This window comes from Arthrobacter endolithicus, assembly GCF_026627425.1.
Classification (GTDB): Bacteria; Actinomycetota; Actinomycetes; order Actinomycetales; family Micrococcaceae; genus Arthrobacter_M.
Genome location: NZ_JAPNLH010000006.1, coordinates 77,890 through 92,717 on the forward strand (window position 1 = coordinate 77,890; position 14,828 = coordinate 92,717).

A 14,828-nucleotide genomic window follows, 5' to 3' on the forward strand; every position below is an offset into this window, starting at 1 on the left:
GAACGCGCTGGCGTGGCTGGGAAGGCGGGCCGATGGTGGGAAGGCGGCCGATGTCGGCGTGTCAGGCGCGGGCCAGCAGGCCGGCCAGGGCCATCGCCTCCAGAACCGGGCGCGCCGTTTCGCCGCAGACACCGCCATGCTGGCTCCGGGCGCTGTGCGGAGTGGAGTTGATCAGGCCAAACGTCGCCTGCACCTTCAGCCGCAGAATGGCTGTTGCCGTTCCGGGCTGGAGGCGTCCGAGCAGTTTTACCCAGACATCTATGTAGCTGCGCTGGAGGGTGCGGACGGCGGCCTTGTCGTCGGCGGCGAGGCTGTCCAGATCCCGGTCCTGCACGCGGATGACGTCGCGATTAGCAAGGGCGAAGTCCACATGGAAGCGGATCAGCCCGCAAAGGGCCGCCTGACCGTCAGCGGCCTGAGCAACGACGGCGCTCCCGCCCTGGAGCAGATCGTCGCTGACGCCCACCAGCAGGGCGCCAAGAACGGCCTGTTTACCGCTGAAATGACGGTAAACAGCCGGGCCACTCACGCCCGCGGCGGCGCCGAGGTCTTCAATGGAGACGCGGGAGAAGCCGTGCTGCGCAAACAGCTCCGCAGCGGCAGTGAGCATCAGCTGCCGCCGGCTGGCCTTGGCGCGTCCGCGCAATGTTAGCGACGGCACTGTCTGCTTCTGTGCGGCGCCGCTCTGTAAGGCTCCTGCCTGTACGGCTCCTGCCTGCATAGCGCCAGTCTGGGCCGGCCCCGGGGCGGGTGTTTCCCTGCTCATCGGTCTCCTGTGGTGGACATCACGGTTAATCCAGACTAACCTAAATTCAGTTAATCGGTACTAACTGATTGTTGAAATAGGAAGTTGTCGATGGAGACGATTGAAAGCCGGGTGGATGCGGGCAGCACCGCCTTCAGGGCCAACGATGCAGCCCAACGGGCACTTGCCGCCGAGCTCCGCGAGCGGCTTACGGTGACCGCCCTCGGCGGCCCGGAGCGTTCGCGGGAGCGGCATCTGGCCCGAGGAAAACTGCTGCCGCGGGACCGCGTAGACCAGCTGCTGGACGAAGGGAGCCCCTTCCTGGAGATCGCACCCCTGGCAGCTGCCGGCATGTACGGTGGTGCTTCTCCGGGAGCCGGTGTGATTGCCGGCATCGGCCTGGTGCACTCTCGCCAGGTTCTGGTGATTTCCAACGACGCCACGGTCAAGGGCGGCACGTACTACCCGATGACGGTGAAAAAGCACCTGCGGGCGCAGGAAATAGCACTGGAGAACAGGCTGCCGTGCATCTATCTGGTGGATTCCGGCGGCGCTTTCCTGCCAAAGCAGGATGAGGTTTTCCCGGACAAGGAGCACTTCGGCCGGATCTTTTTCAATCAGGCCAAGATGTCAGCCGCCAAAATTCCGCAGATCGCCGCGGTCTTGGGATCGTGCACCGCTGGGGGCGCGTATGTACCGGCAATGAGCGACGAGACGGTGATAGTGCGGAACCAGGGGACCATCTTCCTGGGCGGACCGCCGCTGGTGAAGGCCGCCATCGGGGAGATTGTCACCGCAGAGGAGCTCGGCGGCGGGGACGTGCATTCGCGGATTTCCGGCGTTACCGACCACTTGGCGGACAACGACCGTCACGCGCTGCAGATCGTCCGGGACATTGTGGCCACCTTGGCCAAACCGGCGGCGCCCGCGTGGGACATCGAAACCAGCATTGAGCCGGAGGCGGATCCGGCGGAGCTTTACGGCGCCGTCCCGACGGATCTCAACACCCCCTACGATGCCCGGGAAATCATTGCCCGGTTGGTGGACGGCAGTCGATTCCACGAATTCAAGATGAACTATGGCACCACGCTGGTCACCGGATTCGCGCGGTTGCATGGCCACCCCGTAGGGATCGTGGCCAATAACGGAGTGCTGTTCAGCGAATCAGCACTCAAAGGTGCGCACTTCATCGAACTATGCGATCAGCGCGGGATTCCGCTGATTTTTCTGCAGAACCTCTCCGGCTTCATGGTCGGTAAGGACTATGAGCGCGGCGGCATTGCCAAAAACGGGGCCAAGATGGTCACCGCCGTCGCCACCGCCCGCGTGCCCAAGCTGACCGTCGTCGTCGGCGGTTCCTTCGGTGCAGGCAATTACTCGATGTGCGGGCGGGCCTATTCGCCGCGTTTCCTGTGGATGTGGCCGGCCAGCCGGATTTCGGTGATGGGCGGCAATCAGGCCTCGGGCGTGTTGGCCACGGTGAAGCGTGAGCAGATCGAGGGACGCGGGGGTGAATGGACCGCCGCAGAGGAGGAGGAGTTCAAGGCGCCGATCAAAGCCCAGTACGAGGAACAGGGCAGTCCGTACTACTCCAGCGCACGGTTGTGGGACGACGGCGTGATAGATCCGGCGGATACGCGCCGGGTGCTGGGACTGGCACTGGACGTCTGTTCCAGGGCACCGCTGCCCGAAACCTCCTTCGGCCTCTTTCGGATGTGAGCATATGACCAACCTGAACGTACCTGCCCCGCCGGCCGCCGGCAGTAACCTCGCCGGCATGCCGGCCTTGGGCCCACCCCTGTTCACCACCGTCCTGGTCGCGAACCGTGGCGAGATCGCCAGCCGCGTGATCCGCACCCTGCGCCGCATGGGCATCCGCTCCGTGGCGGTCTACAGCGAGGCCGACGCCGGCGCCCGGCACGTGCTCGACGCCGATCTGGCCATCTGCATCGGACCAGCCGCCGCGAGTGAAAGCTACCTCAATAGTGACGCGATCATTGCCGCCTGCCGGGAAACGGGGGCGCAGGCCGTGCATCCCGGCTACGGGTTCCTGAGCGAAAACCTGGCCTTCGCGCAGGCCCTGGAAGCGGCGGGCATCGTCTTCATAGGCCCCGGCGTGGAAGCCTTGAACGTCATGGGGGACAAGATCCGCTCGAAGAACCATGTGGTTCAGGCAGGCGTTCCGGTGGTGCCCGGTATCGCCGAGCCTGGCCTCAGTGATGAGCAGCTGATCGCGGCAGCCGTGAATGTAGGCTATCCGCTGCTGATCAAGCCGTCCGCGGGCGGTGGAGGGAAGGGCATGCATGTGGTGGAACGCGCCGAGGAACTGCCGGCCACGCTGGCAACGGCGCGCCGTGTTGCGGCGTCCGCCTTCGGTGACGACACGCTGTTCCTGGAACGTCTCATTTCCTCGCCGCGGCACATTGAAGTTCAAGTACTGGCGGACAACTTTGGCACTGTGATCCATTTGGGTGAGCGCGAGTGCTCCCTGCAGCGCCGGCACCAGAAAGTTGTCGAGGAGGCGCCCTCACCGTTGCTGAAATCCCAGCACGACGGCGCCGCCATCCGGGCGCGGCTCGGCGAGGCCGCGTGCAACGCGGCCCGGTCCGTTGCTTACACCGGCGCCGGCACCGTCGAGTTCCTGGTCTCCGACGACGCGCCCGGTGAGTTCTTTTTCATGGAAATGAACACCCGCCTCCAGGTGGAACACCCGGTGACGGAGATGATTACCGGAGTGGATTTGGTTCAATGGCAGGTGCGCATCGCGGCCGGGGAGCCGCTCACGTTGGCACAGGCCGACGTCGAACTATCCGGCCATGCGGTGGAGGCGCGGGTTTACGCGGAGAGCCCCGAGCGCGGTTTTATGCCCTCCATTGGCACCGTGCTGGAACTGGATGAGTCCATCACCGGGCAGCCGGGCATCAGGGTAGACAGCGCGCTGATCCGCGGACTGGAGATTTCCCCCAACTACGACCCGATGATTGCGAAAGTGATCGCCTGGGGCGAAGACCGGGCCACCGCGCTCGACCGTCTGGATCGGGCGCTGAGCGAGTATGTGGTTCTCGGCGTGGAGACGAACATCGAATACCTGCGGCTGCTGATCAACGACGACGACGTCCGCGCGGGCAGGCTGGACACCACACTGATCGAACGCAAGCTGCCCGGGCTCGATTTTCGCAAGGCCTCCGATCCGGAGTACATTGCGGCGGCCCTGCTTTATCGCCAAACACCGGACTATTCACATCCCCGGCTCTCACCGTGGGGGTTGCACGACGGGTGGCGGCTGGGCGAGGATGCCCCGTGGCGGGTGGTGCTGGCAGGTCCGGGTCCCTACGCGTTGGTGACTGTCACCGGCCGGGGCTATGGTTTTGCTGCCCGGGTTCAGCTCAATGGCGGACCAATCCGGCAGGCGACCTTGCAGCCGGCAGCGCCGATGGGGACAGCGTCAGCGGGGACAGCAGCGTCGGCAGCTTCCGGGATCCCGACGGCGCAAGTGACCGTGGATGGAGAGGTTCACCGGTATCGGCTGGCCGCCACAGGTGCGGGTACCGGCTACCAGTTCTTCGAGGGTGGCTGGTCCTGTTCCCTGCGCGTGCTGGACCGTGAGGCGGTCACGGCCCGGATCCGTGCGGGGATGCCCAGGGAGGGCAGTGCAGCGGATCCTCAAGTGCGCTCGCCCATGCCCGGGACCGTCGTCGCCGTCAACGTCAATAACGGGGATGCGGTGGAAGCCGGACAGACGCTGCTGGCCGTGGAGGCAATGAAGATGGAGCACCAATTGACGGCCTCCGTCGACGGCACCGTCCACATCAGCGTCAAGACCGGGGACCTGGTCAGGGCAGATCAGATCGTGGCAACGATCCATCCGGGGGAGACAGCAGATCCGGCAAAGACAGCAGAGACAGCAAAGACAGACCCAAAAGGAGCTTCCAGCAATGCCTGATTTTGAACTCAGTGAGGATTACCAGGATCTCAGCGACATGGTACGCGACTTCGCGGACACCGTGGTGGCTCCGGTTTCTGCCAAGCATGACCAGCAGCACAGCTTCCCCTACGAAGTAGTCTCCCAGATGGCTGACATGGGGTTGTTCGGACTGCCCTTCCCGGAGGAGTTCGGCGGCCAGGGCGGAGACTACTTTGCGCTCGCCCTCGCCTTGGAACAGCTGGGGCGGGTGGACCAGTCGGTGGCGATCACGTTGGAGGCCGGTGTCTCCCTCGGCGCCATGCCGGTCCATCGGTTCGGCAACGAGGAGCAGAAACAGCAGTGGCTGCCCATGCTGGCCTCCGGCAAGGCGCTCGCAGGCTTCGGGCTGACCGAACCGGAGGCCGGCTCCGATGCAGGGGGGACTAAAACGCATGCTCATCTGGACGACGGGCAGTGGGTGGTCAACGGCAACAAGGAATTCATCACCAATTCCGGAACGGACATCACCAAACTGATCACGGTCACTGCCGTTACCGGGACCTCAGAACGCAGCGATGGCTCCGTCAAAAAGGAAATCTCCACCATTCTGGTTCCGGCCGACACGCCAGGGTTTAAGGCGGAGAAGGCCTACAACAAGGTGGGCTGGAACGCCTCGGACACTCACCCGCTGACCCTGCAGGACGTCCGCGTCCCCGAGGCGAACCTGCTCGGTGCGCAGGGCCGCGGCTTTGCTAACTTCCTGAGCATTCTGGATGAGGGACGGATCGCGATTGCCGCTCTGGCTACCGGTGCCGCGCAGGGCTGCGTGGACGAATCCGTCCGCTACGCCCGGGAGCGCCGCGCCTTTGGCCACAACATCGGCAAATACCAGGGCATCTCCTTCAAGATCGCCCGGATGCAGGCCCGCGCCCACACGGCCCGGCTGGCCTACTACGACGCAGCGGCCCGGATGCTCGCGGGTAAGGACTTCAAGGTCCAGGCTGCCATCGCCAAAATGGTGGCAGGCGAGGCCGCGATGGACAATGCGCGGGACGCCACGCAGGTGTTCGGGGGCTATGGGTTCATCAACGAATTTGTGGTGTCCCGGCACTACCGTGATTCCAAGATCCTGGAGGTCGGCGAGGGCACCACCGAGGTCCAACTCATGCTGATTGCCCGCGACCTCGGTCTGTAGCCCCCGGTGGCCCGGCATCCGTCGGGCACTCGCCAACCCCCTATGATCGGTACAACGGAAAGGATCAACGAATGATTGATAAAGTCGTCCACACCGCCGCGGAGGCCGTGGCCGATATCCGTGACGGTGCCTCCTTGGCCGTCGGCGGGTTCGGCCTGTGTGGTATTCCGGTGGCTCTGATCGCCGCGCTGCATGATCAGGGCACCACCGATCTGGAAACCATCAGCAACAACTGCGGCGTCGACGACTGGGGGCTGGGTATCCTGCTGTCGGACGGCCGCATTCGGCGCACCATATCGTCCTATGTTGGCGAAAATAAGGAGTTTGCGCGGCAGTTCCTGGCCGGCGAGCTGGAGGTCGAGCTTACTCCGCAGGGCACGCTGGCGGAGAAGCTGCGCGCCGGCGGGGCAGGTATCCCGGCTTTCTACACCACCGCAGGCGTCGGCACGCAAGTCAGTGAAGGCGGCCTGCCGCGCAAGTACGACGGCGGCGGCAACGTAGCCGTTGCCTCCGAACCTAAGGAGGTGCGCAGCTTTGCCGGTGCGGACTACGTGCTTGAGGAATCAGTCACCCCGGACTTTGCGTTGGTGCATGCGCTGAAGGGGGACAGGCACGGAAACCTCGTGTTTCATGCCACCGCCATGAACTTCAACCCGCTCTGCGCGATGGCCGGCAGGATCACCATCGCCGAGGTGGAGGAACTAGTGGAACCGGGACAGCTAGATCCGGAACACATCCACGTGCCGGGCATCTTCGTCCAGCGAGTGGTCCACGTCCCCGCGGGCGCGCCGCACAGCGAGAAGCGAATCGAGAAGCGCACCGTTTCGGTCCCCGACTCCTCGACCGCAACGAACGGAGTATGAGATGGCCTTGACCCGCAACGAACTCGCGGCACGCGTGGCAAAAGAATTGACGAACGGCCAGTACGTGAATCTTGGCATCGGCATGCCGACCCTGATTCCCAACTACATCCCGGCCGACGTCGAGGTGGTGCTGCACTCCGAAAACGGGATCCTCGGCACCGGACCATACCCCAGCGAGGAAAACGTCGACCCGGATTTGATCAATGCCGGGAAGGAAACCGTGACAGTTAATAAAGGCGCGGCATTCTTCGATTCCGCGGCATCCTTCGGCATGGTCCGGGGCGGCCACGTGGATGTGGCAGTCCTCGGCGCCATGGAGGTCGCCGAAAACGGCGATCTGGCCAACTGGATGATCCCCGGCAAGATGGTCAAGGGCATGGGCGGCGCCATGGATCTGGTCTTCGGAGCGAAACGGCTGATTATCATGATGGAACATACGGACCGCAGCGGTAAGCCGAAGATCGTGCATCGTTGCACTCTGCCGCTGACCGGCAAGGGATGCGTGGACCGTATCATCACAGATCTGGCCGTGATCGACGTGACGGAGGACGGCCTGGTGCTGCGGGAAATCGCGCCGGGGGTGACCGTTGATGAGGTTGTTGCCGCCACTGGTGCGGAACTGGAGATCGAAATCCATAACGAGGATGACGTATGAGTGGACAGCGGGTGGTGGAGCAACGTGGACTGTACTTCGATGAACTGGACGTCGGGGTGAGCTACGCACACAAACCCGGCCGTACGGTCACTGAAGCAGACAACGTGCTCTTTACCACCATGACCATGAATACTCAGGCCCTGCACCTGGATGCGGCGTGGAGTTCCACCCAGCCGTTCGGGCAGCGGCTGATGAATTCGATGTTCACCCTCGCCACCGTCGTCGGCCAGTCCGTCACTCAGCTGACGCAAGGCACCATCGTGGCGCAGCTGGGACTGACGGACGTGAATTTTCCGCACCCGATGTACCACGGCGACACCCTCTATACGCAGACCGTGATTACCGCCAAAAGGCTCTCGGCCTCCCGTCCGGGACAGGGAATCGTCACCATGGCGCACACCGGCCGGAACCAGAACGGGGTAGTGGTGGCAACCCTGGAGCGCAGCTGCCTGATGTGGACCGCAGAAGGGCACGCCGCAGCGAAGATCCAGGGGCCCGACGCATGACCTTCACCATGGGCCCGGCCCTGCTCTTCTGCCCGGCTGACCGTCCGGAGCGCTATGACAAGGCCGCGGATCGGGCAGATGCGGTGATTCTTGATCTCGAAGACGCCGTCGCACCCGTGGATAAGCCGGCCGCGCGTAGGCATCTGATCGACAATCAACAGGACCCGGGCCGGACCATTGTGCGGGTCAACCCGCTGGGTACACCGGAGGCGGATGCAGACCTCGCGGCGCTGCGGCAGACCCAGTACCGGACCGTCATGGTGGCGAAGGCAGAGGACGCCCGGGCGCTGTCCGGACTCGTCGGGTACGACCTTATCGCGCTGTGTGAAACGGCCCTGGGCGTGCTGGAGGCCCCCCGGCTCGCCCAGGTTCCCAACGTAGTCGCGCTGATGTGGGGCGCGGAAGACCTCGTTGCCTCCCTGGGCGGCGCGTCCAGCAGGAAGGACGACGGCGGTTACCGCGCCGTGGCCGTGCACGCCCGGTCAAGTGTCCTGCTGGCGGCCGGGGCATACGGCAAAACGGCAATCGATGCCGTCTACGTGGACATTCCCGATCTCGCGGGCCTGGCAGCTGAGGCACGAGACGCCGTCGCCTCCGGGTTCGGCTCTACCGCCTGTATCCATCCCGGCCAGGTTGCCGTCATCCGGGATGCCTATACCCCGGCGGCGGAGGATGTGGCGTCCGCGCAGGAATTGCTCGCCGCCGCTGCCGCGTCAGGATCGGGAGTCTTTGCCTACAAGGGCAAGATGATCGACGGGCCCATCCTCAAGCATGCACGCCAGACCCTGCGGCGCGCCGGCCTGCAGTAGCTTTTGGCGGACGGATGCGTGTCTGCGATCTGGCTATTCCCGCGCATCTGTCAGCGGTTCTATCGGGTTCTCAAACTTGCAGTCGGGCACACGCCCTTCCGCTACAACGACCTCATCGTCATGCTGAGCCGATCCCACCGTTACCCTTCCTGCCGGACTAGCCACGGCACTCACTTGATAAGTAGGCTGGCTATTGCGCAAATGCAAGTAGGTCCGGCGGGGCCTCGGGGTGCGGGAAAGGTTACTGAGGATGGAATCACTGCCCTTGGCGGTCCTGATCTTGATTTTCGTCGCCGGAGCGGCGGTTATTTGGGTGGCGGGCAGTCAATTGTCGAAACAGACGGATGTGCTCGATGACCGGCTCCACCTCGGCGCGGCCCTGGGCGGACTGATCCTGCTGGCGATTGCCACCAACCTGCCGGAGCTCGCTATCACGGTCAGTGCTGCCGCGTCCAACAACGTCGGCGTAGCTGTCGGCAACATCTTGGGCGGCATCGGCGTCCAGACAGTGGTGCTGGTGATTCTTGATGTCTTCGGCACCAAGGGCAGCGAACCGCTTAGCTATAAGGCAGCCTCGCTGGCTTTGGTGATCGAGGCGGTGACAGTCGTCGCTGTCCTCGGCGTCGTGATTGCCGGCAGCCAGATGCCCAACAACCTCATTGCTTTCCGACTGACCCCAGCTGCCGTGCTCATCGCCGGTATCTGGGTTGCCGGCCTGGTCCTGGTCCAGCGGGCACAAAAATCGCTCGCCTGGCAGCAGCAGGGAGACGCACCGGGCGGCCAGGAGAAACCAAAGGGACACTCCAAGAAAGCAACCAGCCGCCGTAACCAGCACATCAGTACGGGAAAATCCGTGCTGATCTTCGCCATCGCGGCGGTGGCTACCTTGGGTGCCGGCGTTGTCCTGGAGCGCAGCGGCGAGGCGATCGCCGTGCACATCGGCCTGTCCGGGGTTCTCTTTGGAGCCACGTTCCTGGCTTTGGCCACTTCTCTGCCGGAGATTTCAACCGGGCTGACCTCGGTCAAGCAGGGAGACTACAAGCTGGCGTTCAGCGACATTTTCGGTGGCAACGCCTTCCTGCCGGTGCTGTTCCTGGTGGCGGTGCTTATTTCCGGAAAACCTGTGCTGCCGCAGGCCCAGGCCACGGACATTTACCTCACGGCGCTGGCAATCCTGCTGACCCTGGTCTACGTTCTCGGGCTCATTTTCCGGCCCAAAAAGAAAGTGCTGGCGATGGGCATGGATTCCCTGGTCGTGCTGGCCCTCTACTTGCTCGGTATCGCCGGGCTCTTCGCGGTCGCCTCCACCACCTGATGTACCAATGCGTGCACGTCATCTCCGCAGCCCCACTCCTGGCCTGCATCTTAGGCCTCGCGTGACCTTGGTGAGCTGTCCTTGGTTTTTTCCGGGTCGCGTTCGGCCAGCGAGCCGATCGCGTCCTCGATCCCGGCCAGTACCTCCGCGTCGAGTTTCACGCCGGCGGCCTTCACATTGGACGCGACCTGCTCCGGACGGGAGGCCCCGATGATGGCGGAGGCAACGTTCTTGTTCTGCAGCACCCACGCGATGGCCAGCTGCGCCATGGTCAGGCCAGCCTGGTCGGCAATGGGCTGGAGCTTGTGCACTCCGGTGAGGACGTCGTCGGACATCCAGCGCTTGATCATGTCCGCACCGCCCTTCTTGTCCGTGGCGCGGCTGCCTTCCGGCGCGGGCTGCCCGGGCTGGTACTTGCCCGACAGGACGCCCTGGGCGATGGGGGACCAGACGATCTGGGACAGGCCCAGTTCCGCCGAGGCCGGGACAACCTTCTCCTCGATAACACGCCAGAGCATGGAGTACTGAGGCTGGTTGGAGATCAGCTGCACACCCAGATCCTCGGCCAGCGCATGGCCGGCGCGAATCTGCTCCTCGGTCCATTCGCTGACGCCGATGTAGAGCGCCTTTCCTGCGCGGACCACGTCCGCATAGGCCTGCATGGTCTCCTCCAAGGGGGTTTCGACGTCGTAGCGGTGCGCCTGGTAGAGGTCAACATAGTCCGTCTGCAGCCGACGGAGCGAGCCATCGATTGATTCCAGAATGTGCTTACGGGACAGGCCGACGTCATTGTGCCCCTTGGGGCCGGTGGGACCAAAAACTTTCGTGAAGATTTCCAGGGACTGGCGGCGTTCGCCCTTCAGTGCTTCACCGAGAACCGTTTCCGCGGCCGTGTTGGCGTAGACGTCCGCCGTGTCGAAGGTGCTGATGCCGGCATCCAACGCAGCGCGGACGCATTGGCCGGCGACATCGTTTTCGACTTGCGAGCCGTGCGTGAGCCAGTTGCCGTAGGTGATTTCGGAGATCTTGAGACCGCTGTTGCCGAGGTACCTGAATTCCATGGGTCATTCCTGCTTCCGCCGATGTCTGGTGCTGAAGGACCTTGTTCGCCCCTCCGCCTGCGGGGCAGACGGCGACGGCGAGCGGTCAGTCCCAGCCTATGCCGCCGTCGTCCGTCCTGTCGCCGTCGTCTTTCCTGGCACTGATCGGCGGACCAGCAGCCGGCGGCCCAACTTCTCCCGCGGGCGGCCAGCCCGGACCGGTTTCTGCTGGGATACTGGAAGCATGCAGACATACCGGGAACACGATGGGCAGAACGGACCGCGGCAGATCATTCTACTGGGCTCGACGGGCTCCATCGGCACGCAGGCACTGGACGTCATCGACCGCGCCCGGCTCGACGATGGCAGCCCGCGGTTTGAGGTTCTGGCGCTCAGCGCCGGCGGGGCTAATCTGCAGCTGCTGGCCAGGCAGGCAGTGCTCACCGGTGCGGCGGCGGTCGGCGCGGCGGTCGGTGATGCCTCCGTACTGCAGGAGATGATCGACGACGCCGCCGCCGCTGCGGGGGTGCGCGGCTACCGCCCGGAGATCGTCACCGGACCCGACGCCGCCACCGCCATCGCCGGCTGGCCGGCACCCGGGCCGGGCCCCGTCGTCGTGCTTAACGGCATTACCGGGTCCATCGGTCTCGCCCCGACGTTGGCCGCGCTGAGATCCGGCGCCCTGCTGGCCCTTGCGAACAAGGAATCCCTGATCGTTGGCGGCCAGCTGGTCAGGGACGCAGCCGCACCCGGGCAGCTGGTGCCGGTTGATTCGGAGCACTCCGCGCTGGCGCAGTGTTTGCGCTCCGGCAGCGCCGCGGAAGTCGACCGGCTGATTCTCACTGCCTCCGGTGGGCCGTTCCGGGCGATGAGCCGCGAACAGCTGACCGATGTTACTCCCGCGCAGGCTCTGCAGCATCCCACGTGGTCGATGGGTCCGATGGTGACCACGAACTCGGCTACGTTGGTGAACAAGGGTCTCGAATTGATTGAAGCCCACCTGCTGTTCGATGTCCCGCTGAACCGGATCGACGTCGTCGTGCATCCGCAGTCGGTGGTGCATTCCATGGTGCAGTTCACGGACGGCTCCACCCTTGCGCAGTGCTCCCCTCCGGATATGCGCCTGGCCATCGCGCTGGGGCTGGCATGGCCGGATCGGGTGGCCGGTGCCGTACCCGCGTGCGACTGGACCAAGGTGGCCAGCTGGACCTTTGAACCGCTGGATTCCACGGCTTTCCCCGCCGTTGAGCTGGCCCGGACGTCGGCGCAGCAGGGGAGTACCTTTCCCGCCGTCTACAACGCCGCGAACGAGCAGACCGTGCATGCGTTTCACCAGGGAAAAATCCGTTTCCTGGACATCGTTGAGACCATTGAGCGGGTTCTCGGCGAGCACTCAGCGAATCCACAGCTCACCCTCGATTCCGTACTGGATGCTGAGAAGTGGGCACGGGCCCGCACCACCGAGCGTTTAGCTCTGATCAGCCGCTAAGCGAGACGGAAAGATTACTGTGACAGTTGTGCTATTTATCCTGGGCGTCGTTTTCGTCGCCGTGGGCGTTGCCGTGTCCATTGCCCTGCACGAAGTGGGGCATCTGGTGCCCGCGAAGCTCTTCAGAGTGCGCGTGACGAAGTACATGATCGGCTTCGGCCCGACGCTGTGGTCCAGGAAGAAGGGCGAAACCGAGTACGGCTTCAAGGCCATTCCGGCCGGCGGTTATGTGGCCATGATCGGGATGTATCCGCCGAACGCCGCGGACGGGAGCGTCCGGCCCTCCAGCACGGGAATGTTTCAGACGCTCGCCACCGAGGCCCGCAGCCTTGCCCACGAGGATGTAGGCCCGGGGGACGAACACCGTTTGTTCTACAGGCTGCCGGTCTGGAAAAAGATCATCATTATGCTCGGCGGCCCCTTCATGAATCTGCTCATTGGCGTGGTGCTCACGGGAGTGCTGCTGATGGGCTTCGGCACGCCGCAGGCGACGACGACGCTGGCCGAGGTGAACGCCTGCCAGGTTGCCTACGGCCAGAGTGCACCGGCGGATCAGAGCACGTGCAATAAGACTCCGGCCGCCGCTGCCGGGCTCAAGCCCGGTGACGTGATCACGGTTTTCGATGGCAAGGCCGTGACCGGGTGGGCCGATATGACCGCGTGGATCCGTGCTTCGGCCGGGCGGCAGGTCCCGGTGACCGTCCGGCGCGCCGGCCAGGATGTCACCATGACCATCACTCCGGTTTTAACGGCGCGACCCGTTACCGACGCCAGCGGCGCCGTCGTCCTTGACAGTAAGGGCCAGCCTGCCACCCAGGAAGTTGGCTTCATCGGAGTGGGGCCAACATCGGCCATGGTGGCTCAGCCCGCTAGCGCGGTACTTCCCGCGGTGGGCGAGAGCTTGGTGAAGATTTCCGGCGTCGTGGTGAACCTGCCGCAGCGGCTGGTGGGCGTGGCCAAGGCCGCCTTCAGCAGTGAGCCCCGCGATCCCAACGGCCCCATTTCCATGGTTGGCGTCGGCAGGGTTGCCGGTGAGGTCGCGGCGATGGAACAGGTGCCGCTGAGCGCCCGGATTGCCACCCTGGTCGGTCTACTGGCCGGCGTTAACCTGGCGTTGTGTATCTTCAATCTGATTCCGCTGCTGCCACTTGACGGCGGGCATGTTGCGGGCGCGCTGTATGAAGGTGCCAGGCGACGGGCGGCCAAGCTCCTGGGCCGCAAAGATCCCGGCGCCTTCGACATTGCCAAGCTGTTGCCCCTGACTTATGTGGTGGCATCCCTGCTACTGGTGATGGGTGCACTGCTGATGTATGCGGACATCGTCAAGCCGATCAACATCTTCGGGTGATGCTCCCTGCCGGAGCCGGGCGTTGCGCGGCGAGGCTGCGCCAGCTGCAGGTTGATATTGCTCAATCAACCACAAGAGGTTGCCTTATCCGGGCGGTTTTAAGTTGTGCCAAGGTCTGGGGCGCACTCATTTACCTCCCAAAGCAACCCGATAGACATCACCGTAAATTGGTTGTTTTGGAATGATCAACGTAATATAGTTGTTTTATGTTTGTCCTCACTATGGATCAGCGGGCCAGCCGGCTGGGACGTGATCTGGTCCCGGACTTTTTGTCGACCCTGCGAGACGTCAGCACGACGCTGACCTTTGAGCGGTCGGTAGGCGATGAGGTACAGGGCGTCGTGGCGGACGCAGGGACCGCCGTCGAAGTGGCCATGCGGGCGCTGCGTTCCGGGCATTGGTACGTGGGTGTAGGACTGGGGTCCGTGGATCTGCCGTTACCGGCCAGCTCGCGGGAGGGCAGCGGATCGGCCTTTGTCGCGGCCCGGTCGGCCGTGGAAGCGGCCAAAAAGTCGGGAGAGAGAGTCCCGCTCGCCGTCAGATACGGCTCACCCTCGGCCAGCTCCGGAAAACGCGAACCGGGCTGCGGCCTGCTGGAACCGGCACACTTGGCGGCGGGCGCCGAAGCCGTCCTGGTGTTGATCGGCCGCCTCGTCCGGGCCCGGACCGACGCCGAATGGCGTGTGCTAGACCTGCTCACGCCCGGTGAGCGGGGAGGGCAGGCGGCCGTCGCGCAGCGGCTGGGGATCAGTCCACAGGCGGTCAGCAAGGCGGTGCTGCGCTCCGGCTGGAAGGAAGAGCAAAAGGGGAGGGTAGCGGCTGCGGCCCTGTTGGGCCTCGCCGGCACAGGGCCCGTACCCCGCGAATCCCCGGGCGGGCAGTAGGACCGAAGCCACTGTCGGATACCACCGTTAGGCTGTGCGGAACGGGCCGTGTGCGGAACGGGCCGGAAACGGGGT

At 64.4% G+C, this 14,828-nt stretch carries 13 protein-coding genes; 11 read left to right on the plus strand and 2 right to left on the minus strand.

Going from position 1 to position 14,828, the window contains the following annotated elements; all coding sequences use genetic code 11:
- Positions 1–61: 61 nt before the first annotated feature.
- Positions 62–721 carry a TetR/AcrR family transcriptional regulator gene (locus tag OS914_RS07035; protein ID WP_267545342.1) on the minus strand — a complete coding sequence of 220 codons (660 nt, stop codon included), beginning with the start codon at positions 719–721 and terminating at the stop codon, positions 62–64.
- A 135-nt stretch (positions 722–856) separates the two neighbouring features.
- On the opposite strand from OS914_RS07035, the gene OS914_RS07040 reads away from it, so the two are divergent.
- The 8 genes from OS914_RS07040 to OS914_RS07075 all read left to right on the plus strand — a co-directional run bounded on the left by OS914_RS07040 (position 857) and on the right by OS914_RS07075 (position 9,992).
- Positions 857–2,464 (plus strand): carboxyl transferase domain-containing protein, encoded by a 1,608-nt coding sequence (locus OS914_RS07040; protein WP_267545343.1) that lies wholly within the window; start codon positions 857–859, stop codon positions 2,462–2,464.
- Between the two features lie 4 nt (positions 2,465–2,468).
- Positions 2,469–4,688: an acetyl/propionyl/methylcrotonyl-CoA carboxylase subunit alpha gene (locus tag OS914_RS07045; protein ID WP_420713881.1), complete on the plus strand. Its 2,220-nt coding sequence runs from the start codon at positions 2,469–2,471 to the stop codon at positions 4,686–4,688.
- On the plus strand, positions 4,681–5,844 hold the full coding sequence (locus tag OS914_RS07050; RefSeq protein WP_267545344.1) for an acyl-CoA dehydrogenase family protein: 1,164 nt from the start codon (positions 4,681–4,683) through the stop codon (positions 5,842–5,844). The genes OS914_RS07045 and OS914_RS07050 overlap by 8 nt, the downstream gene beginning before the upstream one ends.
- A gap of 71 nt (positions 5,845–5,915) precedes the next feature.
- Positions 5,916–6,707 (plus strand): CoA transferase subunit A, encoded by a 792-nt coding sequence (locus OS914_RS07055; RefSeq protein ID WP_267545345.1) that lies wholly within the window; start codon positions 5,916–5,918, stop codon positions 6,705–6,707.
- 1 nt (position 6,708) lies between these two features.
- Positions 6,709–7,362: a CoA transferase subunit B gene (locus tag OS914_RS07060; protein ID WP_267545346.1), complete on the plus strand. Its 654-nt coding sequence runs from the start codon at positions 6,709–6,711 to the stop codon at positions 7,360–7,362.
- Positions 7,359–7,868, plus strand: coding sequence for a MaoC family dehydratase (locus OS914_RS07065; RefSeq protein ID WP_267545347.1), 510 nt, complete (start codon positions 7,359–7,361; stop codon positions 7,866–7,868). The genes OS914_RS07060 and OS914_RS07065 overlap by 4 nt, the downstream gene beginning before the upstream one ends.
- A complete protein-coding gene (locus tag OS914_RS07070) occupies positions 7,865–8,677 on the plus strand; it encodes an HpcH/HpaI aldolase/citrate lyase family protein (protein ID WP_267545348.1) in 813 nt (270 codons plus the stop codon). The genes OS914_RS07065 and OS914_RS07070 overlap by 4 nt, the downstream gene beginning before the upstream one ends.
- A 250-nt stretch (positions 8,678–8,927) precedes the next feature.
- Complete coding sequence (locus OS914_RS07075; protein ID WP_267545349.1) at positions 8,928–9,992, plus strand: sodium:calcium antiporter; 1,065 nt, start codon at positions 8,928–8,930, stop codon at positions 9,990–9,992.
- A gap of 50 nt (positions 9,993–10,042) precedes the next feature.
- Here OS914_RS07075 and OS914_RS07080 read toward each other — a convergent pair whose 3' ends face one another.
- The gene (locus OS914_RS07080; RefSeq protein WP_267545350.1) at positions 10,043–11,053 is read right to left on the minus strand and encodes an aldo/keto reductase family protein; all 1,011 of its coding nucleotides are present in this window, start codon (positions 11,051–11,053) and stop codon (positions 10,043–10,045) included.
- Between the two features lie 223 nt (positions 11,054–11,276).
- On the opposite strand from OS914_RS07080, the gene dxr reads away from it, so the two are divergent.
- The 3 genes from dxr to OS914_RS07095 all read left to right on the plus strand — a co-directional run bounded on the left by dxr (position 11,277) and on the right by OS914_RS07095 (position 14,753).
- Positions 11,277–12,521: a 1-deoxy-D-xylulose-5-phosphate reductoisomerase gene (gene dxr, locus OS914_RS07085; RefSeq protein ID WP_267545351.1), complete on the plus strand. Its 1,245-nt coding sequence runs from the start codon at positions 11,277–11,279 to the stop codon at positions 12,519–12,521.
- A gap of 19 nt (positions 12,522–12,540) precedes the next feature.
- On the plus strand, positions 12,541–13,869 hold the full coding sequence (locus OS914_RS07090) for a M50 family metallopeptidase (protein WP_267545352.1): 1,329 nt from the start codon (positions 12,541–12,543) through the stop codon (positions 13,867–13,869).
- A gap of 206 nt (positions 13,870–14,075) precedes the next feature.
- Positions 14,076–14,753: a MarR family transcriptional regulator gene (locus tag OS914_RS07095; RefSeq protein WP_267545353.1), complete on the plus strand. Its 678-nt coding sequence runs from the start codon at positions 14,076–14,078 to the stop codon at positions 14,751–14,753.
- Positions 14,754–14,828: the final 75 nt, after the last annotated feature.

What these genes read in the sequence shown, in the direction of transcription:
- OS914_RS07035 (WP_267545342.1), bottom strand. Translation starts at nt 721, where the DNA reads ATGCAGGCAGGAGCCGTACAGGCAGGAGCCTTACAGAGCGGCGCCGCA.
- OS914_RS07040 (WP_267545343.1), top strand. Translation starts at nt 857, where the DNA reads ATGGAGACGATTGAAAGCCGGGTGGATGCGGGCAGCACCGCCTTCAGG.
- OS914_RS07045 (WP_420713881.1), top strand. Translation starts at nt 2,469, where the DNA reads ATGACCAACCTGAACGTACCTGCCCCGCCGGCCGCCGGCAGTAACCTC.
- OS914_RS07050 (WP_267545344.1), top strand. Translation starts at nt 4,681, where the DNA reads ATGCCTGATTTTGAACTCAGTGAGGATTACCAGGATCTCAGCGACATG.
- OS914_RS07055 (WP_267545345.1), top strand. Translation starts at nt 5,916, where the DNA reads ATGATTGATAAAGTCGTCCACACCGCCGCGGAGGCCGTGGCCGATATC.
- OS914_RS07060 (WP_267545346.1), top strand. Translation starts at nt 6,709, where the DNA reads ATGGCCTTGACCCGCAACGAACTCGCGGCACGCGTGGCAAAAGAATTG.
- OS914_RS07065 (WP_267545347.1), top strand. Translation starts at nt 7,359, where the DNA reads ATGAGTGGACAGCGGGTGGTGGAGCAACGTGGACTGTACTTCGATGAA.
- OS914_RS07070 (WP_267545348.1), top strand. Translation starts at nt 7,865, where the DNA reads ATGACCTTCACCATGGGCCCGGCCCTGCTCTTCTGCCCGGCTGACCGT.
- OS914_RS07075 (WP_267545349.1), top strand. Translation starts at nt 8,928, where the DNA reads ATGGAATCACTGCCCTTGGCGGTCCTGATCTTGATTTTCGTCGCCGGA.
- OS914_RS07080 (WP_267545350.1), bottom strand. Translation starts at nt 11,053, where the DNA reads ATGGAATTCAGGTACCTCGGCAACAGCGGTCTCAAGATCTCCGAAATC.
- dxr (WP_267545351.1), top strand. Translation starts at nt 11,277, where the DNA reads ATGCAGACATACCGGGAACACGATGGGCAGAACGGACCGCGGCAGATC.
- OS914_RS07095 (WP_267545353.1), top strand. Translation starts at nt 14,076, where the DNA reads ATGTTTGTCCTCACTATGGATCAGCGGGCCAGCCGGCTGGGACGTGAT.